Here is a 23,677-nt window from a genome sequence, read left to right as displayed (position 1 = left end):
ACCGTTGGCGGACCGCCTCGCGCGACAGCCACTTCGCGACTGCGGCATGGCTCGACGGGCCCAGCCGGTAGGAGAAAAGAGAAGCCACCACATTAAGCGGCCTTATCGTCGAGCCTCCTTGCGACGCTCACCACGATCGATTGCGCATGTGATTGTGCAGCAGCTGCCAGATCACGCGTCGGCTAGTCAAACGACGGGGCCGGGCGGCGATGCGGCATACCCATCCCGCGCGACCACCCGGATCGCCCGCACCGCGCCCGCCGACCCGCCGTTGCGCTGCTCAGCCAGTGTAACTGCCCCTTCCGCTACGACGACGGCTCCAACGGCAATGCCATCTGTCCGGCCAGTTCGAGCTGAAGGCGCGGGCCGTCAAGCAGCACCGCCCGCAGCTGAGCCGCACTGGAGAAGCCATCCAGCATCCTGTCACCGTACTTGCGGCGTTCGGAGGCCTTTAACGCCGCGAACGTACCTTCGTTGAGCCGGTCCACGATGAACTTAGTCAGCACTGGCCCTGGCGTCAGACGCCATCGAATTATTCGACGCGCCGCGCGCAGCAGATTGCCCATCTCCCCAGGGTTGGATCGAAGGCTGATCTCGAGTTGGCGGCTATGGATGCGCGTGAAATAGGTCTTTTCGCACACGACCCGGCGGTTGCGAAGGTCATAGACCACCGCGTCCCAATCAAAAAACGTGCATTGCACGAGGTCAGCCAGATCGCGAACGGCGACATGACCGGCCGTTGCCGCCCACGTGTTCTGGAGCGCCCAGAAATCAATCTTCCATGGACCTTCGGTGTAGCCAAATCCACCAAACCTGTTCGCCACCGCGCCTACGCTCGACGCCAGCTGCGCAACCTCGCGCGGGTCGCCCTTAATGACTAGGTCGAGATCCGACTTAAACGCGTAGCGGCCGCCGAGTGCGAAATCGCGGACTAGCCCACCGATGATGCCGACGCCTTCGAAACTCATGAAATGCCGCTTCAAAAGTTGACGCAGCAATACGGCCTCTGGCGTCGTGTTCTCCCACACGAACCGGTCCAGCCGCCCCTTTAAGGCGCGACTGTCACGCGCGAACGATAATTGGGACATCGCTCAGCTTCCGCCACGTATTGATTGCAAAACCGTCCGTCATGCCTGAAATCATGTCGGTCAGCAGGCGCAGCTCGTGATAGCGACGGACGCGGCCGCCACCGCCGGTCGCCTTCGCTTCGCGGCATGCCGCCTCGAGATAGTTCGGGCTGATAAGCGAGAAAGCGTAGCTGTCGCGAGCCTCCATCCGCTTTGACATGAGGTCCTCGGGCCTCTTCCTGTTCTGGATAGCACTCCAGAACACCGACATCAGCCCGTCGATGGCGGCTGCGCCGATCGCTTCGGAATGCAGGACGGTCGGGTTCGCAAATGCATACTTTTTGGCGATGTCCTTCATTACGTCGCAAAGGGCGTTGCCCTGCATGATGGGCTTCTCAAACTTGTACGCCATGATCGCATCAGCGTTTCGCGCGTAGGAGTCGCCAGCGTCCGCGATCAGCGCCTTCATCATGTAGGCCCGGACAAACTGCTCCTTGATGTCACGCCGGATCTCGGTGCGTCGGGGACTGTCGTTCACCTCGATAAACTTCTCCTCGAGTTTCGCCACCGAACTCAGGTCACGGACACCGGCGGTATGCTTTAGTACTGTCAGGACATCGTCGGGCGAGATGATACCCTTCTTCAGCAGGTCGTCGACGTCGAGCACCGAATAGGCTATGTCGTCGCAGGCCTCCATAATCCACGTCAGCGGATGGCGTTGGCCCTCTTCCAACCCGGTCTCAGTGCGTATCCACTCGACTATGTCGCGTTCGGACTCGAAGTAACCCGCCTTCTTGATGTGGTCGCGATCCTTATCCCGCGCGTCGGCATGGACCGGATACTTGAGTGAGGCTGCTAGCGTCGCCGCGGTCAGGTCCAGCCCGACGTTGTGATGCGAGGTCTGCAGACGCGCCATCACGCGCATCGTCTGAGGGTTGCCGTCAAAGTCAACGAATTCGGCGATCAGGTTTGCCGGTACCTTTTCCTCGAGCTCGTTGGCTCCATCACCTTCACGTTCATGACTAAATATCCACGACCGCCGGCTTTCGAACCAGCTCCCGATCGCCACCTCGCCTTGGTGTCCGAAGGGCGGATTGCCGAGGTCATGCGACAATCCGATGGCCGAGACTATCGGCTGGATGGTGCGGTAGAGTTCCTGACGGCCGAAAGCTGCACCACCGCTTGCGCCCGCCACCGCAGTGGCGATGGACCGCGCGAGATTGGCCACCTCGTGCGAATGAGTCAGGCGTGTACGAACCCCGTCATTGGCATCCATCGGCCACACCTGGGTCTTGTCGGCCAGGCGGCGCACTGGCGACGAGAACAGCAGTCGATCATAGTCCTGTTGAAAGATCGATCGATCACCTTCCGACGATTCACGCTCGCTGACGATCTTGCCGGATTCATCATATCGGCGGCGAACGTCGGACCAGATGCTGGGCGTCGAGATTGTAACTCTCCTTCGCGATCGTCTTCCCTCAGATCGCGGACCAATGACCGTGGGTTCGGAAGATCTGCATCCATAGCAGATGCCCCACCGACGGTAAGGTGTCGACGCTCAATCCGGCGCGATCTGGATCGGATACCCGCAAAAAAGCATTACGAAGGAGCATGAGGCGACTGCGATTCGACAGGCTGGGGAACGTGACTGATGAGCGTGCCGCCGCACAGCCGAGGTGAACGAGCGGCCGGAGTTGAGGATGCGAGAAGAAGCTGGGAGCGTCCGCATCTGGGTCGACCCTAACGGGCGAGTTTATCTCCTAAGGTGAGCTGGTCCTTGCGCCTTCGTCTACAATCAGCGCCGCGGAATAATGATGTGGTCCAGCAAGAAGACCCGTCGCGGCCCCGAGCCGTTCAAACCGTGCTCGATCTGATTGCGCGCTACGATGCCCGTCACCGTGAACGTGGTCTTGAGTTCGTCCATGAAGGTCTTCCGTCCCGACGCCGTCGCTCGGTAGCGGCTCGCCCGCCAGTGCCCCAAGGCGGTCTCGGCGGGCGGCATGACCTCCGCCGCGTAGGCTCGGTCCCGCTGTTCTACTGCAACAGGCATGCCGCCGTTCAGGATGAGGACGGCGCCCAGCGCGCGATCCCGATCAACCAGAAGGTGGCAGAACTCGCGCGCGGCTGTGATCCTCTTCTCGAGAACGCTCTTGAATCTTGCTAGCCCCTTGCTCGCCCCTTGACCCCCATGCTCCCGGCCGGCAAGCGCACCGCGGAGACGGACTTGGTGCTCACTGCTCTTCCAACAGCGCGAACCGCACCTCCGGCAGCGGATCGTTCGCGGGGACAGCGAGCCACGTGCCGACGCCGGGTGCGTCGATATTCTTCGCGGCGAGCGCGCAGGCCAGTCGGACGCAAGCCGCGCGGACGAGCGAGACAGAGCCAGCCTCCTCCGTCCCGGCCTCGATGGCCCGGTAATCCGCTTCAGCGAGCAGCTCCTCAAGACAGACGGCGAGCCTATCGTTCTGCTCGAGTGTCGTCAGCCCCGCCCCGACCAGCCGGGACGCCGCCAGCAGCAGGTGACGCAGCGCGTGGGTCCGCCTGAACTCAATGGACGAGACCAGCGTCTCGACCAAGCCGTCGAGCTCCGCCGCCGCCTCCGGTTCGAAGGCCCGGTCCTGCCAGGCGAGCACGACCTCGAGCGCGTCGTACACCTCGCCCTCGTCGGTGGACCTGAGCGCCGCGCGCACACGGCGTGCTACGTCGCCGGGTGCACCCGCGTGTTCCGCGAACCTGAGTAGTGCGCTGGCCGCGACGACGGATCGGTTCCGCTCGGCGAAGCCGGCCACCAGGTTGCCGCGAGCCGCGGTCCGCTCCGATGAGTCGATCGCGCCCGCGAGGGCGGCGATCGCGTAGCCGAGCAGGCGGCGGCGCACGGCCGCGTCCCGTCCGGCGAACCGGGCGCTGATCACCGCGCCTGGGTCGCCCGGGTCGGGATCGGCGGGCGTCTCCCCGCACAGGCTGGCCAGCAGGGCGGCGGCTTGCGGGCCGGACGGACCGACGCGGCCCATCTCAATGGCGACGCGCAGGTCGACGAGGCGGTCGTCGCCGATCGGGTCGGCGTCGGCGAACACGCGCCGGCGAACCGCGTCGGCCGGGTCGAGCCCGTCGGGACGGGCCACGTCGTGCCAGAACGAAGGCCGGATTTGCGTGCTAGCCGGCAGCGCGGGGCTGCCTGCGTCCCGACGCGACCATACAGCCTCGGCGAAACTTGTTTCCTCGTCGGCTGTGAGCGGAGCCGCTTGCCTCAGAAGCAGTAGTCGTTTGAGGGCGGCGGGTCGCAGCTCCGCGACGTCGCGCGCGGCGGTGATCCAGGCCCTGGTCCACCCAGATCGGCGGGGGTCGGCCGCCGCGCGGTCCGCCGGTGTGGCGAATATCCAGTCCGTCGGCTCCACACCCCCATGGGCCGCCGCGAGCGGCAGGTCGAGCGTGTCCGCGACGAGATCGGGGCGCCGCTGCGGCGGAATAGCGGACCAGCTCCCCTCCAGCAGCAGCTTGAACACGTCGGCGTGCGCGGGCCCGCCAATCGCGCCGGCCACGCCCAGCCCCCAGAGGTAGAGGCGCTCCGCCTCGTCCGCGTCCAGGCGGACGGCTAGGCGCGCGAGGACGCGCAGGTGCAAGGCGAGGCGGCTGTCGGCTAGCATGATCGGCTCCCGTCGACTGGTCAGCCGCTCAAGCCAGTAGACGGCTCCGGCGTGGACCCGGGCCGCGAGCGCCCGCACCGCGTCGGGCCGCAGGTGCGCGACTGCGAGCCGGTTCAGGTCCTCCTCGAGGTCATCGTTCTGCCCGCCAACGGCGCGCAGGACGTGGAGGAGGCGGTCCCCCAGGTCCTCCCCGGCGAGCCGCAGCGCGTCGCGCCGCTCGTTCAAGAACAGCGAGACGTGCTCGAGCCGGGGCGGGACGCCGCCGTCCAGGAGCATCAGGTCGAGCTCGGTGAATGGCTCCATCTCGCTCCAGGACCTGAACCGCAGCGTCTGGGAGCGGTCCTTCACCCGGCCGGGTTCAAACCTCGGCACGCGGCCGGTAGTCGGCTCCTTGCCCATCCGCTCGAGTATTCTGTCGCGGAGCCCGGAGACCTCCTCAAAGGGGTCGCTCCGGAAGGCGCGGTGCCGGTCGTCCCAAGGCCGGAAGTCCAGCCGACTTTGAGCCATGGCACGCGCCAGCATCTCGGCCCAGGCGAGCCGCGAGTCGACCCAGATGGATCCGCGGTCCATGCGTGACCTCTCGCGCAGGTCGGCGAGAGCCTCGCGCAGCGCGTCCTCCGCCTCGTGCTGCAGCCCGGCCTCGGCCAGCATCGCTGCCCGCCTTGCGCCCCAGAACGGGTCGTCGCCCAAGACCCGGTCAGCGAGGGAGGGGATCTCATCGAAGCGCATCTCCAGGCAGGCGCGCGCCGCGGCGAGGTGAGCGATTTCGGCGGTTGCGTCAGACCGGGCCGGGGCCAGCGCGGCGATCGTCCGGTCCATTTCGGCGAACCTGGCCCAATCGCCGTCGAACCGGGTCTGCCAAGCAAGGGTGCGGGCGACGAGGAGACGGTCTTCGCGCGAAAGCATCGTGTCACCGTCCGGCGGCGCGAGGCGTCCCACCCGCTCGACAGTGGTCGGGTGCATCGGCCAGAGAGCGGTTCGGTGGCGCCAGCAGAGCTCCACCATCAGTCCGGCGGCCTGCAGGCCGGGCATGGCGTCGAGCGCCTGATCCGGCATCCGCTCCGAATCGACTGATAGCCTGAGCTGCCTGCGCTCCGCTCCCGGGCACACCACCCAGCCGGGATAGGACGCTCGCTCGGCCCCCCATCGCTCCGCAACGCTCGCCAGGCGAGCGGCCGCCTCGGCCGGCTTTTCGTCCAGAGTCATCGTCGGCGCGGCGGGCGACCACAGGTGGGCCGGCTTGGGTCTGGCGGCGGCAAGGTGTGCTAGCAGCAGGTCAACTGCGGCGCGGTGCCGTTGGGCGGGATCGAGGTGACGCACTAGGTCAGCGAGGTCGATGGGGGCGACGTTCCTCGCCTCGAGGAACTTGCGTTTCGCGGGGCCGAGGTCCAGCGCCCCGACCAAGTATATTCGCCGGGCGGTGGCACCGAGATGGTCGCGCACCCATCCCGACCAGGCGGCGAAATTAGGGTCGTCGCCGCTGAACCCGATCAGCGCTAGCTCATTCTCAACGAAGACCTGTCGCGCCAGGTTCACGAACGCGGCGTGGCGCTCGGGGTAGCTCCGGTAATCCTCCTCGGCGATGACGAAGCGCTCGCTCGCGCCCATTGAGCCGTGCAGCTTGACGATCCGGGGCGCTCGGGCGTGGGCCAGGTCTGCCTCGCACGCGACCGGTTCGTATTCCCGGTCGGCGAGGCGCGCGGCGCGCTCGAGCAGAGTGTCGTAGTTGGTGGTGAGGACGTCGGCCCACGGCAGCGCCAGCAGCGCGCCGTGGGTCTCGGACGGGGACCATGCGCCGTCCGAGACAAGGCTGCGTAGCAGTTCGTCGAGCGAGGCCTGACCGAAGTAGGTGCGGTACTCCTCCGCGAGCCTCAGCGGGTCCGCCGGCGCGTCGCTGATGCGGCCGGCGTAGAGCCTGGCCGCCAGCTCCCGGGAGATGTCGGGCCAGAGCGGCGGTGGCGGCGAATTCGCGGCGGCCAGTCGTGCCGTCCGGCTGAGGCCGGCGCCGACGAGCACGGCCGCGCCGCGGCCGCCGCCGGTCCGCCACAGGGCGCGGGACAGCTGCTGGAGCGTCGGAAAATCCGGGAGGCTTGTGATGTCGGACATCCTGCCATCAAGAGACCTGAGCGCGTACGACGTCAACGGGGTGGTCTTCGAGTTTCCTTAGCTTCGACCGGGTTGCCGCGCTCCCGCCACTTTCGAGTCATTCCTCCGCCCGGGCGCATGCGTCACGGTCCGATCACGTGCGGGCTGGAGGTAGCGGTCTAACCCCGAAGGACTGTACGCGCGGCTTATGTGGAATGGCTGGTCAGCATGTTCATGGCGGACCGCATCCGGCGCCTGAACGAACGTCCGAAAGTGGGAGACCTGCTAGCGCCGCCGAGTGGCCGGAACTGGGTCGGTCGCTGGTGCGGCGTGTATCGACCAGAGCGGGTCGTACAATTCCGCCCCGGTGAACGTCCGGTCCTGACGGAAGCCACCGATGGGGCTAATCGAAGCGAACGATCGGCAACGCGCCAATTTTTTGTCGTTCCTCACGGCATATGCGATGCAAAGCCGACATTTCTTCACCTGCACTGCGAGGATGCGCCGCGGCTCGCCCTAGTGTAGGGCTCACACCATCGCTCGCGTTATCTGCAGCACGTAAAAAGGACGGGAATGATCAAGGTCGAAAAAGATCATTTTATTCGGGCCGCTTTTGAAATCGGTAATAGCGGTGACAATGATACACTGCCTTACGATCTCGATGCTGCTTTCATCAAGGACAAGGCCACGGATCTCGCGGCGCTCTGCTTGGCTCTGTTTCAAGGCGTTGAAACGGGCGCCGTTGGGAAACCGGTTAATTTCATGAACGGGCTAGCGATAGGGTCGGAACGCCTACTCGTCCCTTCCGGGTCACATGGCTTCCGCATCACCACCAAGATCCATCCCTTCTGGAACCTCTATCTGAACGGTCTAGGTCTGGCGATCGCGGAGGTGAACGAAGGCCATCGGAGCATTCGCGCGCATTCTTATCGCCTTGCGGTGCAGGGGCCGGGCTTCTTCGACCGAACCAAATCCTGGCGCGCGTACAAGCTCGCGACGTTGAACGAGCCCGGTCTGGGTGACGAGCAGGCGGTTGTCATCCAGACGGATATCTCAAGCTTCTACGAGCATATCTACCATCATCGGCTTGAAAATGTCGTCAAGGATCTGGCGCCAGGATCGACCTTGGCGATGCAAATCGATCGCATCTTGAGCAAGCTGGCGGCAGGCCGCTCCTTCGGCCTGCCGGTTGGCGGCCAGTGCGCTCGAATCCTGGCGGAAGTGATGATGACTCCCATCGACCGGTCGCTGACCGACGTCGGGATCGTTTGGCACCGCTATGTCGACGACTTCACATTGATATGCCATTCGCAGCAGGACGCCTACAAAGCGCTGTCGGCGCTGTCGCATACCTTGGCGGACTATGGCCTGTCGCTCAATCGCAGCAAGACGACCATCTTGAGAGCCAAGCATTACAGGGACTTCGTTTCAGCGCAGTTGGGCGAGACCGAGGATTCGAGCATCGCGCTGCGAGAACTAGATCTCCATTTCGACCCTTATTCCGACAATGCGAGCGCCGAATATGAGAAGCTCAAACAGTCGTTCGAGAAGATTGATATCTCGTTTCTACTTGATCTCGAACGGGAGAAATCGCAGCCCGATGCCTTCGTCCTCGCGCAGATCGGTCGCGCGCTCAAGTTTCAGGAGCCGGCTGTCGCGGTTCAATTGTGCGCCACGCTCCTAGACCCGAACAATCTGGACTCATTCCGCGCCTCATGGTCGAAAATTATGCGAGGCGTGTACGCGGTCCGGTCGAACGACCAATTTGCATCGATCTTCGCTGCCCTCGACGATTTGCTCGATCGGATACCGTCCGCTGGCGTCCACTTGCTGGTTCCTGAGGCCAATATGCTGCATTTCCTAAGGGCGATCCGGTTCACCAGAACGGATATTCGTGGCGCGTTCGTCCGACAGACCTACGATATGACGATGTCTGCCTCGGTCCGACGAGCTTGCATCGATTGCTGGAGACATTGGGCCGACCGATCGAACTTCACACGCCTGCGCAACCAGTGGCCAAACCTTGGCGCCGGCGAGCAGCGGATGCTCTGGCTGGCGGCAGGCGCGTTCGGCGACGAAGGCGCGAAGACAAGGGACCAACTGCGCGGGTCCCTTGGACAGGCTTGGCAACTTGGCATCGAGGCCGGTGCATCAGATAGCTTTGCGGCCTGCTACGAAGACTGGGTCAAACATGCCGTTTAATAGGCTGCCGGCACGAGACCCAAGGACCGTCGCGCGTGACATCCCCGGCGTTCTGGACGTTCTGTTCCCCCGATTGACCGGCGGCCTCGTCAACGCTTTGAACGCAACAATGTTTTCCTTCCCCGGCATCAGCCCAATCCCAAACGAGATGATCGAGAAAAGCCGCCTGCAAAAGGCGATGATGTTCGAACTTTCGATGGCGCGAGCTGAAAGCGAGCTGCGCGGCGAGGTGGCGTCGTGGGAAGCGTGCCTGGCGATCGCATCGAAACGGCAGCAGCGCCATTTCGACGCCCGCATCCCGGGGGGACTCGAGCCGGGCGACATCCTGGTTGCCGATCATGCCGTTCGCAATCTCGTGGCGATGCTGCACAGCGTTCAGGCACAACGACCTTCAGCCATTTTGGAGCATGCGCCTCTTATCCCCGGCTTGGGCTGGGTGGCGTCCGGCAACGGGGATTTCACGATCGGCTCGACGCTTATCGAGGTCAAACATACGGCGCGCAACTTCGGCGCGGCCGATTTTCGCCAAGTCCTGATGTATTGGCTTCTGCGCTATGCGCGGACCGTCGAGAGCAACGGGGATATGTGGTCGGACGTTCTGCTGCTGAACCCGCGACGGAACGCAGCCCTTCTCGTCAATTACGATCATCTTCTCCGGTCCGCATCTGCTTCATCGAACCGCGTCGAGCTGGTCGAACTGCTGCGCTCGGCCGTTGGACAGGAATTCGATCGGCGCTGAGGGCAGCGATGAAAGGTCAGCTCTGCCGTGATCGGCACCCGAAAGCGGAATGGAGGTAACGGTAAGCCATTTTCGTTCGGAGCTACGAGACCGGTGAGCGTTTGAAGGTCTGCTACGGCTGGAAGCTGCTGTTTGCCACCTTTGTCAGGGACGGCGGAAATGTCCCACTTCTCGCCATTTCCGCCATCGCTGGTCGAGGCGTCGGGCGAACATGAATGGATGTCCTAAGTTGGGAAGCGCGAAATGACCGCTGAATGTCGTGTTGTGGGTCGTATACGATAGGGTCAATGATGCCTCCTACCGATCGAGTAGTCGTGCGATCGGGCGGAGATACCTGGGCGAAATCGTCAGCAAGACGATCACTGCCGCTGTCGCGGATGCGATCAGCAGGGGTCCAAGCAGCAGGCCAAGCCCCGGTCCGTCGCCTGCGATCGTTACGGCGAAGGACAACAGCAGTGCCGCTGATCCCCACAATGTGCTCCGGCGCCGACGCGTTGTGGGGGCGGCGAGGCCGGTAACGATACGGGACGAGGCTTGATTGGACATCGCGATCGTGGCGACGCCGAGGAAGGCGAGCAGCCAGGCCGTTAAGATCATTACCGAACCCCCCCGACCTTTTGTGCGCCGCCTGTCCGCGACAATTTTTGTGCCGCGCCGAAACAGATCCCTGCCGTCAGCAGCAGAACCAGATCGACCCACGCGACGCTCCATTGGCTCGAAAATAGACTGACCGGCAGGGCATCGGCGGTCGTGATTGCGTTCAGTGCCACGGCTACGACGCCACCGATAGCGATTGCCAGCGTTTGATCCCGCCAAGCGGTACGCGGGCGCAACCACGCGTGGACGAAGCCCAGGAGCCAGGCCGCGAAAAAGATGCGGACTTCGAGCCATTGCCGGGGCACGCCGACGACGAACGGCTGATCGGGCAAGACCCGGTTGGCAACCAAGAACATCAGTGAGGCGAAGATGATACCGGCCGTCGCACCCACTGACAGCCCGCGGATCAGCGCCATACCACGCACGCCGTGCCGCTCGTGCCGCTTGGCGCGTGACTGGACCCAGAACAGAAAGCCGGTCGCGATCAGGACGCAACCGGCAAGGCCGCTGAGGAAATACAGCCAACGCAGCGCCGCATGGCGAAACCATGCGTAATGCATGCCCGACAGATAGCCGAAGGTTCGCATGGCCGGGCTGTAGCGGTGCGGTCCGGCCACGACGCGACCGGTAGAGCCGTCGCAGACGACCGTATTCGCATCCATCGTCACGCGGGACGACGTGTCCTGATTGACGAAAACCGACGCTGCTTTGTCGCCCGGATTGAAGACAAGGATTGTGGCGGGGGTACCGCCGCCCCAGCGCCGCTGCGCTTCGGCGACCATTGCATCAAGCGACGCCAAGTCCGCCTTCTCGCCGGTAGGGGCGCCGCGGGGCGTCCCATACGCTTCGACTGCGAAGGCTGCTGGTCCGTCTGGGTACAGCACCGTGCGGATGCCGGGCAGGTACACGGACATGAAGATAACCAGCCCGGTAAAGGCGATCAGGAAATTGAACGGCAGTCCCAGCACGCCGGTGACGTTATGCAGGTCTAGCGTAGTCCGCTGCGGCTTGCGGACGATGCGTAGCGTAAAGAAGTCGGCGAAGATTCTGCGATGGATTACCACGCCCGACACACACATCGTCATCATCGTCAGCGCGGCCAACCCGGCCAGCCATTCCCCCAGATCCCAGTGGTGTATGAACAGGCTGAAGTGGAAGGGATAGAAGAAGCCTGTCGCGCCCAACGTCCGTTCCTCTGCAAGGACGCGACCGGTCGCGGGATCGAGATGCAGCACCTTTCGCTCGGTTTTGGTATCAAAATAGGCACGCGCCGTTGGTTGCCGCTCGCTCGGCATCTGGATGGCCCAGCGTCGCGCTTCGGCCGCGACTGCCAGAGGGTGCATCGTGCGCGCAATCGCGTCGAGCGACACGGTCTCGGCCATGGCGACGCGGGTCTTCGGCATCATCCAGCGGTCGATCTCCCGATCGAACACCGCAAGCGTCCCCATCCAGAAGATGGCGAACAGCAGCGCACCGAGCACAAGGCCGGCCCATGTGTGCAGCCAGTGCATCGACTGGCGGAACCGTTCGCTCATGGCAGAACGGGTGCGAGCACGCGGCATAGCGCGGTGGCGATGCCGGTAACAATGAGCAGCCCGACCCAGAAGCGCAGCAGGCGCGGCGTGTGGAACGCCCAGAGCAGCACGACTAGAAAGGCGAGGATCGCGACGATCGACGCCAGCACGACCGCGTCCGACCGCGCCATGCCTGCCGCCGCGAGCAGAATCGCCAGCAGCGAACCCGTCGCATCGATCGCAGCATAGTTGCCGGGCAGTGCCGCGCCAATCCGCAGGACGATCGTCGCAGTCGTGCGGAAGGGCGAAGCGCCGGCGATCGTCACCATCGGAACTGCACGCGCGCGGTTAGGCTGCGGCCCTGTCCGTAATAGCAGGCGGCGACACTATTGCAGGTCGCGACGAAGCGTTCGTCTGACAGATTGCGTGCGTTGAGTGACACCAGCATCCCTCGCAGCGCCGGGTTCGCCTTGCCAAGGTCGTAGCGGACGAACAGATCGAACAGGGTGTAGTCGGGGATGCGCAGCGTGTTGTTGGTGTCGCCCCAACTCTTCCCGGTATAGCGTACACCACCGCCCAGTCCGAGCCCTGCAAGCGCGCCGTTTTGAAATCGATGATCGACGAACGCCGACGCGAGCCATTCGGGAACCTGCGGTAGCGTCAACCCTACCTGCGAACGGCGTGGCCCGCCGGTCACAAGCGGCGGCAACGTCGCGTTCGACTTGGTGATTTCCGCATCCGATCGCGTACCGGTCAGGATGATGGCGGTGCCCCACGGCAGGCTGGCCTTGCCTTCCAGCTCGACACCGCGGACGCGCCCCTCGCCGGTCTGGACCAGACACACCGCCAGCCCGCACAGCGCGCCGCCCGGATCTGGTGTGGTGATGTTCTGCTGCGTGATCTGATAGCCGCCCAGCGTCACATAGATGCTGCGGCCGCGCTGGAAGCGCAGCCCGGCCTCGATCTGCTGACCGGTCGTCGGCACGAAGGGTACCGCGTTCAGTGCGGAGGCGGGGTCGCTGACCTGCGGCTGAAAGCTTTCCGCATAGCTCGCATAGGGGGCCAAACCATTGTCAAACAGATAGACCGCGCCGGCGCGCCAGGTGAAGGCATCGGAATCGATGCGGTAGCGGCCGATCGCCGCCGGGTTCGTGCGGTTGATGCTAACGTCTTCTGCCTTGTCGTGCCGCACGCCAGCAGTGACGCGCAGTCGTCCGGCCTCGATCTGATCCTGCGCATAGAAGCCACGCTGTTTCGTCACGCTCTGCAAATAGCCGACGGGGCTGAGGCTGGTCGCGTAGCCGACGGCACCGCGTGACACCGGGTTCAGCACGTCGAGGATCGGCAGCACCCGCGCCGCCGCCACGCCATCGCGGTCATGCTGCCATTCGGTGTGGAAATAATCGAACCCGGCGAGCAGCACATGTTCTACGGCGCCGGTGGTCAGCCTCGCCTCCACCTGTGTGTCGGTGGCGAAGCCATCGCTGTCGCCGATGCCCTGTACCGCGCGGCGTTGCACAGTCCGGCCGGGAATGCATCCAGCGATCGTCGCGGGGCACGTTGCGAGTGTGCCCCCGGACAACAGGACGCCGCGATACAGCGTCTCCAGTCGCGCATAGCGCGTGTTGTTGCGGATCATGAAGCGATCGCCGAAGTGATGTTCGAAGAAGCTGGCGACCAGATACTGGTTACGGTCGAACCGGTTCCAGTCGCGCTCGCCCAAATTGTCGTCGTTCGCAATGTAACTGTCATTGATCGGCGTCAGCGCGCCGACGCTCGGTAGGAACTGGAAGGTCGAATTGCCTTCGTCGCGTTGATATTGGCCGAGCAGCGTCCAACTGGTTTGTGGCGTCGCCTGCCACGTGACCGCCGCAGACAGATACTGGCGGGCATTCGTCGTATCCCTGACCGACGTCTCTCCATAGCGAGCAAGCCCCACGACCCGGGCGGCAATCGTATCGGTCAGCGGGCCGCCGACGTCGCCGGCACCCTGATAGCTCCACCGGCCAAGATCGTTATAGCCGACGCCTTGCAACAGCACCTCGCCGTGCGGAGTGAAGCTGGGGCGTTTGGAAACGATGTTGACGACACCGCCCGGGGCCGTCTGGCCGTAGAGCGCACCCGACGGCCCCTTCAGCACCTCAATCTGCTGGAGGGCGAACGGGTCGAAACCGGGGCGGGTCCATTGGCCGCCGGAAGGCAGGCGCAGGCCATCGACGAAATTGTTGTTCGACGAGAAACCGCCCGCACCAAAGCCCCGCACGACCACTTCATCGGTGCGGTTATCAGCTCCATAGGGTTCGATATAGACGCCCGCCGTGTAGCTCAGCGCGTCGGCGATCGTGGGAGAAGCCCGCAGGTCGAGTTCCTCGCGGCTCACGATCGAGATCGACTGAGGCGATTCCACCACCGGCGTATCGGTCTTGGTCGACGAACTGGCTCGCGATTGCGCAGTAGCAACAACGACAATCTCGTCATTTGTCGAATCAAGTTCGTTACGGGTTTGAGCAGACGCGCCGGTAGCGATCGCTATGGCTATTGTCGACGCTATGCCGGTTGCGAAGTCGATCATCATCATTCCCCTTTCCACCGGGGATAATGCGATAGAGTCGCATTAGCAATGTCGTATTTGCGAGAGGCTTGCATTAAGCTATGCGACATCGTGCGTTTAGAAGTTAGAGGGGGGTCGGCTAGCCGCGGATGCGATTGCAGCCTTGGTTGCGCCGGTCGACCGTTCTGGAGATAGCGGTCGCAGTGATCGGCGGCATAGTGCTGGTCAGCTAATCGGTGTCCGCCGCAGTCTCGTGTTGCTACGCCAGATTGTGGCGCACCGGCGTAGCAGCCGATGCTCCGTCGTCATGCGGATTGTACCCGATCTGACATGGTCGGCATCACGTCTACAGTGGTGCAGGCTGCACGTGCTTTGTCGATGAACTCGCCAGCAGGCAGGGCGCGGTGGTCGATCCACCATTTGGCATCGCTGATCTGCAAGCATAGTGCGCAGTCGGCGTCGGCCGTTCTGAACGGATCGAGTGTCAGCGCGGCAAGCCGACTGGCGCGGATGGTGGTCGCCCATTCGATTTGCCGCCCGCTACCGGCCAGTTCGGGCAAGTCGAGATGGGCAATGGCTGCTTCGTTCCGTGCAGCCTCTTTCGCCTGTTCAGCCTGTTTGTCGGCGATGAAGCAGGTGCGACATTGGGTGGAGCGCAGCCATCGCGCCTTGCGTGCAACCTGCGCATCGAAGCCGTAGATGACGTGAACCTGCTCGTGGCCGCAGGCATGTACGATCCGCTGTTCGATGTCGGATAGCGTGCCGTTAGCAATCCATTCGATCAATTGAGATGAGTCGGCCTGAATCGTTCTCACGACGAACGGTTACACCCCGCGCAGGCGCTCGATCAGATTGATGAAATTCCCCGCTCGCTTCTTCCTAAACGAAGAGGCCGTCCGCCAGAACTCGATGAACGAATGGCAGAAGCTGGGAGGAGGGCGGGGGGCTTTGAATGACCGCATCTGGGTCGTAACACTAGTGGCAGTCACCTGGCGGGCCTGATGTCAGCCGAAGCGCACCATCCCGTCCAGTCCTGCAACCTTGCCTGCGAGGCCGGGCACCTCCTCCAGTTGTCGCAGCGCGTCGAAATGGCCGCGCTCTTCGCGGTAGCGGACGATCTCGAAGCCGTGCCCCTTGAGCGCGGGGAGCGCGTCGATCTCCTCCGCAGTGGCGACGTTAACGTCAATGCTGTCGGGCCCGCTCATAGGTTCGCCTGCTCGTCACGCGGCAGATCGGCGTCCGGCGGGTAGTAGAGCGTCGCGCATTCAGCGCGAAGACAACCGCCCTCGATCGTGATGTCGCCGCGGTAGGCGTCAGCGATGAACGACAGCGTGTCGACGTGCCGTGCCTCGAAATACATCGGATGCACGTCGTCGCGCCCCGCGCCGTAGACGACGCGCCCGACCTTGGACCAGATCGAGGCCATGGTGCACATGCCGCACGGCTGGAGCGTCGAGTAGAGCGTCGCACCCCGCAGTTCCATCTCGCCCGTACCCTCGCACGCCCGGCGGATCGCCATCATCTCGGCGTGCGCGGTGGCGTCCGGCAATTCTTGGGTCTGGTTGCGCTCAGCCGCGATTTCGCGCCCGTCGAGCACGATCACGCAGCCTAGCGGGGATGTTGACGGATCGGAGCCCCGGGATCGTGCGACCTCGATCGCGCGGCGCATCCAGTGCTCGTCCGTCGGCGCAGGGGCGTTGCCCGCCATCTCAGGCCTCAGTCACGTCGTCGGCGTGGAACTCGGCGAAGGCTTCGCGGACCTTGGCGGCCTTCGCGTCGTCCTCGATGTCGACCGATACGCTGACGGCTCCGTCCAGCGGTGCGTCGTCCCGCGGCTCTGGACTGGGCTCGCCCGCCTCCGCGTCGGAACCCGCCAGTTCCTCGCCTGCGCTGTTTTCTTCGCCCTCTGCAGCGATGAAAACATCCGTTCGCTCGATGCCGTGCTCCTGCACCAAGCGCTCGACCGTCATCTCGGCCTCGCGCCGCGTCTCGAAGGTGGCGGTCAGCGTCGTGCCCATGATCGTTCTCCGGTGCCGCCGACAGGGGCCGGGGTCGGGGGGCATAACGTTTGGCAAGGCACCGGGTCCATGCATCGCGCGTTAGCCGTCGATGAAAATCGTTCGATTGCCTGATGGCACCGATGTGCCCGCCTTGGGTCAGGGCACCTGGATGATGGCCGAGGACCCGCAGCGCCGGGGCGACGAGATCGCGGCGCTGCGGGCCGGCATCGACCTCGGCATGACTCTGATCGACACCGCGGAGATGTATGCGGATGGCGAGTCCGAGCGGTTGGTCGGCGAGGCGGTGGCTGGCCGTCGCGACGACGTTTTCCTGGTCAGCAAGGCCTATCCCCAGAACGCCTCTCGCAGCCGACTGCACCATGCGTGCGAGGCCAGTCTGGAACGGCTCGGCACCGATCGGCTCGACCTGTATCTCCTCCACTGGCGCGGTACGGTTCCGCTCGGCGAGACGGTGGAGGCGATGGAGCGGCTGGTGAACGCCGGCAAGATCCTGCGCTGGGGCGTCAGCAATCTCGATACCGACGACATGGAAGAACTCGTAGCGGCGGGCGGGCAGGCATGCGCGACCGACCAGATCCTCTACAACCTGACACGCCGCGGCCCCGAACACGATCTGCTACCCTGGCTGGCAGCGCAGGGGATGCCGGTAATGGCGTATAGCCCGGTCGAACAGGGCCGGCTCGTCACGGACGAAGGACTGGGCGAACTGGCGGGCGAACTTGGCGTTACGCCCGCACAGGTCGTGCTCGCCTGGCTGCTGGCGCGCGACGGCGTGATCGCGATTCCCAAAGCCGGTACTGTCGAGCATGTACGGGAGAATCGCACTGCCGCCGACCTCGCGCTGTCGCGCGAGACTGTGGCTCGGCTCCACGCCATGTTTCCACTGCCGAGCGGTCCCGTGCCGCTTGCTATGCTTTAGGTTCGCCGGCTGCTGAACGAATGTTTGGTTCTGCATAGCGAAGTGGTGAGGCTGAACGGCGGGAACTGGGTCCTATCCTGCTTCGATCCCCTCGCGCAGCGCAGCAACGTCGCTGGTGCGGCAATCGGGCCGCTCTGCCATCACCCAGATGCCCTGACCAAGGGCGAGCATCTGTGTGATCTTGGGGAAAGCGGACTGTCTTAATGCTGCTGCAACCTACAGTCGGGGCGTCGGCGTCAGCCCTTAGGTGTGACCCATACCGAAATCGGCGTGATCGACTTTCCAGGGGCGGGCTTGCCGATATCGACGCGGTCCGCCTTTACCTGTTCGCCGGTCTGCAGCGTGAACGAATCCCACGGCTTGGGCATCCGCCCAAAAATGTGCTTCTGGATTGGCTGACCGGTGGTCGAGTTCATGATCGTCGTCGAAATCGGCATTGAGCGCCGATACCGATGCAAGCCGCTCTCTGTCCACCCTCGCATTCCCAAATTTGCGACGAGGTGAGGCTTGCACTTCGCCGCATATCTGATGTGCGAGCATCGCCGATTTTAGCAGCCCCCATTGGGTAGTCCGGGTAGATGCTTCTCACCATCTTCCTGGAACGGCATGGCAACGCTGGACGGCTCACTGTGATTGCATCAGACTGCCGATGAGAAATCCGGGAGATTTGAATGCTGCTCTTGTCCATGCTGCTGGCGGCTGCGCCGGTGGCGACGCCGTCCGTTCAGGCGACCGACAATCCGTTTGCGCAAGGTGCCAAGGCCAAGCGTACGGCAACCCGGCGTACGCCTGCAAGGCGGTCTCCAAGTGGCTCTTCTGCGAACTCGGGCGGAAGCGTCTACTATGCAAACTGCGCAGCTGCCCGGGCTGCAGGCGCAGCGCCGGTGATGCGAGGGTCCCCCGGCTACAGCCGGAAGCTCGACCGCGACAATGACGGGGTCGGCTGCGAGTAGCCGTAGGTGCGATCGCGGCCTTGGCTGCGCTGGCCGAGCGTCCTGGAGATTGAGGTCGCAGCGATTGGCAGCATAGTGTTGGTCAGCTACGCACAAGGCCTGTGGTCAGCCATCGCCATGGTCGTCCGCTGGGCCTATGCGGTAGCAGCATAGCTCAGGCGAACGGGTTGGCGACCTCGTCAACTGATGCCGTCTGCGTAGGTGCGACCTGCTCAGGCGCAGGTTCTGCCTCCAACGTCGCTACCAGCTCGTCGGCCAGTTGCTTCAGCGCACGGGCGCGCTCGAGCCCCGCCTTATCCCGCGTGATCTCGACCGAGCCCGAGATCGCGATCCTGCTGGTACCATTCTCGATGGAAAGGTCCCCGATCGAGGCTGCGGCGTCATCGTCAGCGAACGGCTTGATCATCAGCTAGCTCCTTTGAGGGTCGGTCAATCGAAGACAGGGAACGCAGGAACCTTGGCCTTGGCTGCGGCATCGAGCTGGGGGAAAGGATCGATGCCGGTACGGGCGGCCAGGGTCGAGATCGACACGACTTCCCACTCCGCGCTCCGGTCATTACTGACAATCCAGGCACCGGCCCCCTGGCCCGGGACATAGATCGCCTTCCAGACGTGACTGGGCACCAGCACACGGCCGTTCAGTCGCTTCAAGCTGCCACCAATGAAGGCAGGACCGGTCACAACATAAGTCTCACCCAGCTTCGTGGTGAGGTCGCGGACATAGCCCTCAAGATCCGCCCAGCCATTGCGGTTCAGCGGACCATTCTGCGGCACCATGTTGGCGAGGCTGAAGCTCTCATAATCATCCTGCGGATCGCCCATGTCGCCGGACGGCGCCATGTGACCGCGGTCGAACCCGGACCCGCGGTAGTCAACGAGTTCGGCTCGTTCAGTCTCGGATAATTCGGGCTCGGGATGAAAGCGGTTGTCGCGCGTGTTGAGCGCCTGCGCTGCCTTGACTGACGCGCGAGTGAGGTGCTCCGCGACATAGAGCGGGGTGCGGGTGGCGCCGGAGTGCAGAAGGGCAAAGGCGCGGAAGCAGAGCGGTCGTGTGTCGGCGGTGAGCTTGCGGTTGACCAGCACTGGAGCGGCACTAGCCGCGTAGAAGCTGGTACAGGTGCGAACCGCCGGTGCTGTCGTTTCGACCGAGCAGGCGGAGGTAAGGGGTAGCAGCATCGCCGCGATGGCGAGCACGATATCAGTGCCCTTTGGTTCGACCTTCAGCTTGGTAAAATTCATGCGGTGCTGGTCGCGCTACGAGCGTGTGCCTGTCAAGCGAGATCCCCTGTCATTCGGCTGTCCCAGTTGATGCCTGCCGCGGTGTCCTGCTGGTACGTCAGGTCGTGGCGCACCGGCGTAGCAGCCGATGCTACTCCTTCATGCGGCTTGGACCCGATCAGACATCATTGATGACGCATCCGGAGTAGTGCAGGATGCCTGTGCTTTGGCAACGAACTCGTCAGCGGGCAGGGTGCGGTGGTCGATCCACCATTTGGCATCGCTGATCTGCAGACATGCTGCGCAGTCGGCGTCGGCGGTCGTGACCGGATCAAGCCTCAGCGCGGCAAGCCGACTGGCACGGACGGTGGTAGCCCAAGCGATCTGCCGCTCAGTGCCGGCCAGTTCGGGCAAATCGAGATGGGCAATGGCCGCTTCGTTCCCGGCAGCTTCTTTCGCTTGTTCGGCCTGTTTGTCGGCGATGAAGCAGGTACGGCATTGGGTGGTGCGCAGCCAGCGCGCCTTGCGTGCCACCTGTGCATCAAAGCCGTAGATGACGTGAACCTGCTCGTGGCCGCAGGCATGTACGATCCGCTGTTCCATGAGGCGAAGCGTGCCGTTGACAATTCACTGGATCAATCAAGATGAGTCGACCTGAATCGTTGCCGCGATGAACGGTTGTCGCCCGGTACTGGCGCTCGGTCAGATCGGTGAGAGGCTGTCAGCATGAACGATGCCGGGGGCAACCAGCGTACCGGTCAGCCGGAACCGTTTCTCAACCTCATCGATCGGCGTGCGGTGCAGTTCGAGCTGGTAGCGGCCCCCGGCGTCACGGCGCAGGTAGAAGGCAGCACCATCGCGCACCAGCGTGCCAGTCTCGTCGATACGGGTGCCGATCGGAATCATCTGTATGGTCGAAACGTGCGATCAGCGATCGCGTTCAGCGCGCTTGCGGTCGGCCTTACGCGCACGGCTGACGGCGGCGGCACGCTCGCGAGCGCGCTTCTCCGAGGGCTTCTCATAATGCTTGCGCAGCTTCATCTCGCGGTAGACGCCTTCACGCTGCAGCTTCTTCTTAAGCGCGCGGAGTGCCTGATCGACATTGTTGTCGCGGACGATGATCTGCATTGGGACGTCGCTCGTGCGTTGTTGTCGGTTGAAACGAAAGGAACGGCGGCACCGCCCCTACGATCGTGCCCGTATCCGCATTTTCTGGCACCTGGCAACCGATGATCAGTGGCCACCTTGTATGAACCATTCTACAGCATTCGGTTAGCGAAGGGGCATCGTACTACCGCCAGCGCGATGGACCATGTTTCAACAGCTTGATCGCAGAGCCCTCGGTTTTTATCAGCCAGTAGGCGTCTGAACGCGGACGCCGTAGGGGGATTGAATTGAACAAGGTAATCGGAATCGCGCTCGGCGCGATCATGGCCGGCTGCGCGATGCCCGCGCAGGCGCAAATCGTGCTGGAAGCCAATGGCGCGCGGGCAGATGAACGCTGGGGCGGGGAACTCGGCGTTGGTTACGACCTCGCAATCCTGCCCGGACTGAAGGTGACCCCGGCAGTTGGCGCGCTGATCTACGCGCAGGACAATGGTCGCTACTATCTTGACGATAACGGCGGATCCCAAGCTTGCCGCGACAACACCAACGGCCGCTACGCTGACAAGGAACTGTGCAACAATACTCGGCTGCGTGCTTATGGTCGTGTCGAGGCCACCTATTCGGTGCCGTTGGTTGCCACGCTCGGCATCGGTGCCCGCATCAGCGACGAGATCGTACCCTATGGTACCATTGCCTTCCCGGTTGCACCCCGGATCCAGCTGAAGGGCAATGTCGGCGACGGCTATTATGCGGCCGGGCTGCGCCTGACGCTGTGAACCTTTGAATGGCGCTGCCATCAACCGGCTGTGGCACCTGTAACCGAGCAGCCAAAGGAATCAATTTCAACCCGCTGTTGAAATGTACGTCGATCAGACGTACATAATATTTCAGGTTGAATGAGGTGTTCCATGCTCGGCTTTCAGGATGAGGTCGGCGCGATTGATGAGCGCAGCAGCGAGCGGATGAATTTCCGTACCAAGCCGCGCATCAAGCAGGCGATCCAGCAGGCAGCGGCGCTCTCCGGTGTGGACGATTCCGTCTTCACGATGAACGCCGCCTATCGCTCGGCGATGGAGACAATCGCAGCGCATGAGCGTACCGCTTTGCAGCCGGTCGATCATGCGCGGTTCTTCGCAGCACTCGATACGCCGCCTGCTCCTACCGATCGGTTGCGCTCGGCGTTCGCCCGGCATCGCGAGACGATCGTCACCAGGTGACGGCGGACGAGAACGCCAAGCCATGTGGTATCGAACCGCTCGATCCTGCCAGGCATGATCGAGCCGCTTTCTCTTGCGGCATATCGCAGGTCGACAATTTTTTTCGTCGAACCGCCAACAAGCTTGCCAAGGCCGATACCGTCCGCACGTTCGTGATGGTCAGCCCCGAGGGCAAGCTGATCGGCTTCTATGCCACCAATGCCCACGCCATCGACTATACCGAACTGCCCGGACGTTTCGCGCGCAACCGGCCTGCTCATGGTAGCATCCCGGCGGCCTATATTTCGATGATCGGGGTCGACAGCCGCTTCCAGGGGCAGGGGTATGGTGGTGATCTGCTGGTGGATTGTCTGACGCGCTTGACCAAGGCAGCCGAGGTGCTGGGGATTGCTGTTGTCATGCTCGACGTGCTCGATTGCGGCGATCCGGAGAAGGTGGCGAAGCGCTTGGCACTCTACACCAGCTACGGCTTTCAGCCGCTGCAATCGAACCGCTTGCGGCTGTTCCTGCCGATGGCGACAGTTCGGATGCTGACTACGCGGGCCGCAACATGAAATGGAATGTGGACGCTTGAGCGCAGTGCAGCGGCGAGTGCATGAGCAAGCTCGCTTTTTCCGGAGCGCGAGCGCTCCAGCGCCTCCTTCGGTATCTCGACCTCCGGCGTCTTGCGGCCGAGCTGACGCTCCAGTTCGCGGATGCGGGTCGCCATCTCGCGGGGGCGAAGCTCGCCACCGAGCGGTGACGTGACCCCTATTTCTTCATCCACCTAGGACTAGAGACCGACCCGGAACCTGCCGCACGATCCGGGCGCTCCGAAATCTGAAATTGAAGGGAAGAGCATGGACGATTTTGCACGGATGATGCGGATGGAGGGCGTACGTCCCCTGGAACAACCGAAGACGGCTTCTTCCCCGAAGAACAGGCCGCGTCCGGTCGCCAGTCCGCGTATCATGGCCGCGCCAGAACCCGCCGGCTATGCATGGGTGACAGGCGCGCGTGCGCGGATCGCGCTCGAGACCGCACTCGAACGTCTGGCGCAGGAGATACGGGACGGACGGCGTGGCTGGGCAACCGGCATCCGGCAGGATGGTACGAACGTGACCTTGGCGGCTTCGGCGGGCGCGGCATCCCTGCTAGGCACTGCGGATCGTCAATCACTGCGGCTCATGATTGTCGGCGGCGATGGATGGACCTTCGTGATGCATCCCCTGATGGGGGTCGCCACGTTGGACGAGGATCCAGCGCAAATTGCATGACCGTCCGATGGCTGAAGTGGCGGCTGCCTGCATTCAGCAAGGCTCGTTTCCTCAACATAAACTCCCTGCACCAATCTTGCCTTAGCCTTCTCGCAGGTTTCGATCGGCGGCATTGGCTACGATGAACGAATGGCAGAAGCTGGGAACCGAGCAGGGAGGTCTGGACGTCCGAATTTGGGTCGTCGGAGCTGGCCATCGGGGAAGCGTCGACGATGTCAGCGATAGCGCATTAGCCAACCGATCCGGCGGGTGGTCTGCTTCGTCAAACAGGCAGGATGGTTCAACGTCTCGATCGTGCCGGCACCGTCGCGATCGTCAAGCGGACAGGCCGCATCACGCTCCCGGATCCACGCTCGTTGCGACGTCCGGAGGGTGACCCGACGGGCAGTAGGAAGGCGCCTCATTGTCCTGGTATACGTCGCGTTCAGTTGAGCATCTGCCCGTTTGTAGTCTGCGACGAAACAGGCCGACATCGCGGATGTCACCCCCTTCGCCGCCTCGCCTGCGTTTAGGCAGCGATCGAGCGGGCTGGAGGCGGCAAGGGCAAATACGAGGACGAGCATCGGTGATCTCCGTTGTCCGATGAA

General features: G+C 63.4%; 27 protein-coding genes and 1 pseudogene. 8 read left to right on the top strand and 20 right to left on the bottom strand.

Translation table 11 applies throughout. The annotated features are described in order from the left end of the window. Positions 1 to 305: 305 nt before the first annotated feature. The 4 genes from LRA89_RS18255 to LRA89_RS18245 all read right to left on the bottom strand — a co-directional run bounded on the left by LRA89_RS18255 (position 306) and on the right by LRA89_RS18245 (position 6,817). On the bottom strand, positions 306 to 1,088 hold the full coding sequence (locus tag LRA89_RS18255; protein WP_230772402.1) for a hypothetical protein: 783 nt from the start codon (positions 1,086 to 1,088) through the stop codon (positions 306 to 308). Further along, the gene (locus LRA89_RS18250) at positions 1,063 to 2,421 is read right to left on the bottom strand and encodes a deoxyguanosinetriphosphate triphosphohydrolase family protein (protein WP_268934946.1); all 1,359 of its coding nucleotides are present in this window, start codon (positions 2,419 to 2,421) and stop codon (positions 1,063 to 1,065) included. The genes LRA89_RS18255 and LRA89_RS18250 overlap by 26 nt, the downstream gene beginning before the upstream one ends. A gap of 441 nt (positions 2,422 to 2,862) precedes the next feature. Further along, on the bottom strand, positions 2,863 to 2,991 hold the full coding sequence (locus LRA89_RS20525; protein ID WP_268934944.1) for a hypothetical protein: 129 nt from the start codon (positions 2,989 to 2,991) through the stop codon (positions 2,863 to 2,865). A gap of 307 nt (positions 2,992 to 3,298) precedes the next feature. Beyond that, positions 3,299 to 6,817: an SIR2 family NAD-dependent protein deacylase gene (locus tag LRA89_RS18245; protein WP_230772399.1), complete on the bottom strand. Its 3,519-nt coding sequence runs from the start codon at positions 6,815 to 6,817 to the stop codon at positions 3,299 to 3,301. 552 nt (positions 6,818 to 7,369) lie between these two features. Here LRA89_RS18245 and LRA89_RS18240 point away from each other — a divergent pair. Both LRA89_RS18240 and LRA89_RS18235 read left to right on the top strand, forming a co-directional pair. Beyond that, positions 7,370 to 8,998 (top strand): RNA-directed DNA polymerase, encoded by a 1,629-nt coding sequence (locus tag LRA89_RS18240; protein ID WP_230772398.1) that lies wholly within the window; start codon positions 7,370 to 7,372, stop codon positions 8,996 to 8,998. A 73-nt stretch (positions 8,999 to 9,071) separates the two neighbouring features. Beyond that, positions 9,072 to 9,737 carry a hypothetical protein gene (locus LRA89_RS18235; RefSeq protein ID WP_230772397.1) on the top strand — a complete coding sequence of 222 codons (666 nt, stop codon included), beginning with the start codon at positions 9,072 to 9,074 and terminating at the stop codon, positions 9,735 to 9,737. Between the two features lie 297 nt (positions 9,738 to 10,034). On the opposite strand, the gene LRA89_RS18230 is transcribed toward LRA89_RS18235, so the two are convergent. The 8 genes from LRA89_RS18230 to LRA89_RS18195 form a co-directional block, all read right to left on the bottom strand. Next, the gene (locus tag LRA89_RS18230; RefSeq protein ID WP_230772396.1) at positions 10,035 to 10,334 is read right to left on the bottom strand and encodes a DUF3325 family protein; all 300 of its coding nucleotides are present in this window, start codon (positions 10,332 to 10,334) and stop codon (positions 10,035 to 10,037) included. Next, positions 10,334 to 11,869 carry a PepSY-associated TM helix domain-containing protein gene (locus tag LRA89_RS18225; protein WP_230772395.1) on the bottom strand — a complete coding sequence of 512 codons (1,536 nt, stop codon included), beginning with the start codon at positions 11,867 to 11,869 and terminating at the stop codon, positions 10,334 to 10,336. The genes LRA89_RS18230 and LRA89_RS18225 overlap by 1 nt, the downstream gene beginning before the upstream one ends. Beyond that, on the bottom strand, positions 11,866 to 12,177 hold the full coding sequence (locus LRA89_RS18220) for a hypothetical protein (protein WP_230772394.1): 312 nt from the start codon (positions 12,175 to 12,177) through the stop codon (positions 11,866 to 11,868). The genes LRA89_RS18225 and LRA89_RS18220 overlap by 4 nt, the downstream gene beginning before the upstream one ends. Beyond that, positions 12,171 to 14,258, bottom strand: a complete 2,088-nt coding sequence (locus LRA89_RS18215; protein ID WP_230772393.1) for a TonB-dependent siderophore receptor — start codon at positions 14,256 to 14,258, stop codon at positions 12,171 to 12,173. The genes LRA89_RS18220 and LRA89_RS18215 overlap by 7 nt, the downstream gene beginning before the upstream one ends. Before the next feature lie 446 nt (positions 14,259 to 14,704). Next, the gene (locus tag LRA89_RS18210) at positions 14,705 to 15,184 is read right to left on the bottom strand and encodes a hypothetical protein (RefSeq protein ID WP_230772392.1); all 480 of its coding nucleotides are present in this window, start codon (positions 15,182 to 15,184) and stop codon (positions 14,705 to 14,707) included. Positions 15,185 to 15,403: 219 nt separating this feature from the next. Beyond that, positions 15,404 to 15,604 (bottom strand): ComEA family DNA-binding protein, encoded by a 201-nt coding sequence (locus LRA89_RS18205; protein ID WP_230772391.1) that lies wholly within the window; start codon positions 15,602 to 15,604, stop codon positions 15,404 to 15,406. Beyond that, positions 15,601 to 16,107, bottom strand: coding sequence for a nucleoside deaminase (locus tag LRA89_RS18200; protein WP_230772390.1), 507 nt, complete (start codon positions 16,105 to 16,107; stop codon positions 15,601 to 15,603). Before LRA89_RS18200 ends, LRA89_RS18205 begins: the two co-directional genes overlap by 4 nt. 1 nt (position 16,108) lies before the next feature. Then, on the bottom strand, positions 16,109 to 16,417 hold the full coding sequence (locus tag LRA89_RS18195; protein WP_230772388.1) for a hypothetical protein: 309 nt from the start codon (positions 16,415 to 16,417) through the stop codon (positions 16,109 to 16,111). A 91-nt stretch (positions 16,418 to 16,508) separates the two neighbouring features. Here LRA89_RS18195 and LRA89_RS18190 point away from each other — a divergent pair, with 91 nt between their 5' ends. After that, entirely contained in the window at positions 16,509 to 17,339 is an 831-nt protein-coding gene (locus LRA89_RS18190) for an aldo/keto reductase (RefSeq protein WP_230772387.1), read from the top strand. Between the two features lie 236 nt (positions 17,340 to 17,575). Here LRA89_RS18190 and LRA89_RS18185 read toward each other — a convergent pair whose 3' ends face one another. Further along, positions 17,576 to 17,776 (bottom strand): hypothetical protein, encoded by a 201-nt coding sequence (locus LRA89_RS18185; RefSeq protein ID WP_230772386.1) that lies wholly within the window; start codon positions 17,774 to 17,776, stop codon positions 17,576 to 17,578. A 234-nt stretch (positions 17,777 to 18,010) separates the two neighbouring features. Here LRA89_RS18185 and LRA89_RS20520 point away from each other — a divergent pair, with 234 nt between their 5' ends. Beyond that, positions 18,011 to 18,292 (top strand): excalibur calcium-binding domain-containing protein, encoded by a 282-nt coding sequence (locus tag LRA89_RS20520; RefSeq protein WP_329958528.1) that lies wholly within the window; start codon positions 18,011 to 18,013, stop codon positions 18,290 to 18,292. Between the two features lie 154 nt (positions 18,293 to 18,446). Here LRA89_RS20520 and LRA89_RS18175 read toward each other — a convergent pair whose 3' ends face one another. The 5 genes from LRA89_RS18175 to rpsU all read right to left on the bottom strand — a co-directional run bounded on the left by LRA89_RS18175 (position 18,447) and on the right by rpsU (position 20,638). Continuing rightward, positions 18,447 to 18,698, bottom strand: coding sequence for a hypothetical protein (locus LRA89_RS18175; RefSeq protein WP_230772385.1), 252 nt, complete (start codon positions 18,696 to 18,698; stop codon positions 18,447 to 18,449). Positions 18,699 to 18,721: 23 nt separating this feature from the next. Beyond that, the gene (locus LRA89_RS18170) at positions 18,722 to 19,531 is read right to left on the bottom strand and encodes a DNA/RNA non-specific endonuclease (protein ID WP_230772384.1); all 810 of its coding nucleotides are present in this window, start codon (positions 19,529 to 19,531) and stop codon (positions 18,722 to 18,724) included. Between the two features lie 138 nt (positions 19,532 to 19,669). Beyond that, positions 19,670 to 20,113 carry a hypothetical protein gene (locus LRA89_RS18165; RefSeq protein WP_230772383.1) on the bottom strand — a complete coding sequence of 148 codons (444 nt, stop codon included), beginning with the start codon at positions 20,111 to 20,113 and terminating at the stop codon, positions 19,670 to 19,672. 99 nt (positions 20,114 to 20,212) lie between these two features. Continuing rightward, positions 20,213 to 20,416: a DUF5818 domain-containing protein gene (locus tag LRA89_RS18160; protein WP_230772381.1), complete on the bottom strand. Its 204-nt coding sequence runs from the start codon at positions 20,414 to 20,416 to the stop codon at positions 20,213 to 20,215. 21 nt (positions 20,417 to 20,437) lie between these two features. Further along, positions 20,438 to 20,638 carry a 30S ribosomal protein S21 gene (gene rpsU / locus LRA89_RS18155; RefSeq protein ID WP_230772379.1) on the bottom strand — a complete coding sequence of 67 codons (201 nt, stop codon included), beginning with the start codon at positions 20,636 to 20,638 and terminating at the stop codon, positions 20,438 to 20,440. Between the two features lie 266 nt (positions 20,639 to 20,904). Here rpsU and LRA89_RS18150 point away from each other — a divergent pair, with 266 nt between their 5' ends. The 3 genes from LRA89_RS18150 to LRA89_RS18140 all read left to right on the top strand — a co-directional run bounded on the left by LRA89_RS18150 (position 20,905) and on the right by LRA89_RS18140 (position 22,388). After that, complete coding sequence (locus tag LRA89_RS18150; RefSeq protein ID WP_230772378.1) at positions 20,905 to 21,393, top strand: hypothetical protein; 489 nt, start codon at positions 20,905 to 20,907, stop codon at positions 21,391 to 21,393. Positions 21,394 to 21,525: 132 nt separating this feature from the next. Further along, positions 21,526 to 21,834, top strand: coding sequence for a type II toxin-antitoxin system TacA family antitoxin (locus LRA89_RS18145; protein WP_230772377.1), 309 nt, complete (start codon positions 21,526 to 21,528; stop codon positions 21,832 to 21,834). After that, on the top strand, positions 21,831 to 22,388 hold the full coding sequence (locus LRA89_RS18140) for a GNAT family N-acetyltransferase (protein ID WP_230772376.1): 558 nt from the start codon (positions 21,831 to 21,833) through the stop codon (positions 22,386 to 22,388). Before LRA89_RS18145 ends, LRA89_RS18140 begins: the two co-directional genes overlap by 4 nt. A gap of 26 nt (positions 22,389 to 22,414) precedes the next feature. On the opposite strand, the pseudogene LRA89_RS18135 reads toward LRA89_RS18140, so the two are convergent. Further along, positions 22,415 to 22,549, bottom strand: a pseudogene (locus LRA89_RS18135) (IS3 family transposase); the annotation flags it as partial. 124 nt (positions 22,550 to 22,673) lie between these two features. Here LRA89_RS18135 and LRA89_RS18130 point away from each other — a divergent pair. Further along, a complete protein-coding gene (locus tag LRA89_RS18130) occupies positions 22,674 to 23,090 on the top strand; it encodes a hypothetical protein (protein WP_230772375.1) in 417 nt (138 codons plus the stop codon). A gap of 215 nt (positions 23,091 to 23,305) precedes the next feature. On the opposite strand, the gene LRA89_RS18125 is transcribed toward LRA89_RS18130, so the two are convergent. Then, on the bottom strand, positions 23,306 to 23,653 hold the full coding sequence (locus tag LRA89_RS18125) for a lysozyme inhibitor LprI family protein (protein ID WP_230772373.1): 348 nt from the start codon (positions 23,651 to 23,653) through the stop codon (positions 23,306 to 23,308). Positions 23,654 to 23,677 lie beyond the last annotated feature (24 nt).

This window comes from Sphingomonas sp. Leaf4 (genome assembly GCF_920939515.1).
In the GTDB taxonomy this organism is placed as follows: domain Bacteria; phylum Pseudomonadota; class Alphaproteobacteria; order Sphingomonadales; family Sphingomonadaceae; genus Sphingomonas.
The sequence above is the reverse complement of the archived record's forward strand: the minus strand, read 5'-3'. Positions and strand labels throughout refer to the sequence as shown.

Bases quoted from the DNA above. Each gene is read 5' to 3' on its own strand.
- LRA89_RS18185 (WP_230772386.1), bottom strand. From the start codon at position 17,776: ATGCCGATTTCGACGACGATCATGAACTCGACCACCGGTCAGCCAATC.
- LRA89_RS18130 (WP_230772375.1), top strand. From the start codon at position 22,674: ATGGACGATTTTGCACGGATGATGCGGATGGAGGGCGTACGTCCCCTG.
- LRA89_RS18245 (WP_230772399.1), bottom strand. From the start codon at position 6,817: ATGTCCGACATCACAAGCCTCCCGGATTTTCCGACGCTCCAGCAGCTG.
- LRA89_RS18230 (WP_230772396.1), bottom strand. From the start codon at position 10,334: ATGATCTTAACGGCCTGGCTGCTCGCCTTCCTCGGCGTCGCCACGATC.
- LRA89_RS18170 (WP_230772384.1), bottom strand. From the start codon at position 19,531: ATGAATTTTACCAAGCTGAAGGTCGAACCAAAGGGCACTGATATCGTG.
- LRA89_RS18200 (WP_230772390.1), bottom strand. From the start codon at position 16,107: ATGGCGGGCAACGCCCCTGCGCCGACGGACGAGCACTGGATGCGCCGC.
- LRA89_RS18125 (WP_230772373.1), bottom strand. From the start codon at position 23,653: ATGCTCGTCCTCGTATTTGCCCTTGCCGCCTCCAGCCCGCTCGATCGC.
- LRA89_RS18255 (WP_230772402.1), bottom strand. From the start codon at position 1,088: ATGTCCCAATTATCGTTCGCGCGTGACAGTCGCGCCTTAAAGGGGCGG.
- rpsU (WP_230772379.1), bottom strand. From the start codon at position 20,638: ATGCAGATCATCGTCCGCGACAACAATGTCGATCAGGCACTCCGCGCG.
- LRA89_RS18205 (WP_230772391.1), bottom strand. From the start codon at position 15,604: ATGAGCGGGCCCGACAGCATTGACGTTAACGTCGCCACTGCGGAGGAG.
- LRA89_RS20520 (WP_329958528.1), top strand. From the start codon at position 18,011: ATGCTGCTCTTGTCCATGCTGCTGGCGGCTGCGCCGGTGGCGACGCCG.
- LRA89_RS18190 (WP_230772387.1), top strand. From the start codon at position 16,509: ATGAAAATCGTTCGATTGCCTGATGGCACCGATGTGCCCGCCTTGGGT.
- LRA89_RS18195 (WP_230772388.1), bottom strand. From the start codon at position 16,417: ATGGGCACGACGCTGACCGCCACCTTCGAGACGCGGCGCGAGGCCGAG.
- LRA89_RS18240 (WP_230772398.1), top strand. From the start codon at position 7,370: ATGATCAAGGTCGAAAAAGATCATTTTATTCGGGCCGCTTTTGAAATC.
- LRA89_RS18145 (WP_230772377.1), top strand. From the start codon at position 21,526: ATGCTCGGCTTTCAGGATGAGGTCGGCGCGATTGATGAGCGCAGCAGC.
- LRA89_RS18225 (WP_230772395.1), bottom strand. From the start codon at position 11,869: ATGAGCGAACGGTTCCGCCAGTCGATGCACTGGCTGCACACATGGGCC.
- LRA89_RS18165 (WP_230772383.1), bottom strand. From the start codon at position 20,113: ATGGAACAGCGGATCGTACATGCCTGCGGCCACGAGCAGGTTCACGTC.
- LRA89_RS18175 (WP_230772385.1), bottom strand. From the start codon at position 18,698: ATGATCAAGCCGTTCGCTGACGATGACGCCGCAGCCTCGATCGGGGAC.
- LRA89_RS20525 (WP_268934944.1), bottom strand. From the start codon at position 2,991: ATGGACGAACTCAAGACCACGTTCACGGTGACGGGCATCGTAGCGCGC.
- LRA89_RS18160 (WP_230772381.1), bottom strand. From the start codon at position 20,416: ATGATTCCGATCGGCACCCGTATCGACGAGACTGGCACGCTGGTGCGC.
- LRA89_RS18220 (WP_230772394.1), bottom strand. From the start codon at position 12,177: ATGGTGACGATCGCCGGCGCTTCGCCCTTCCGCACGACTGCGACGATC.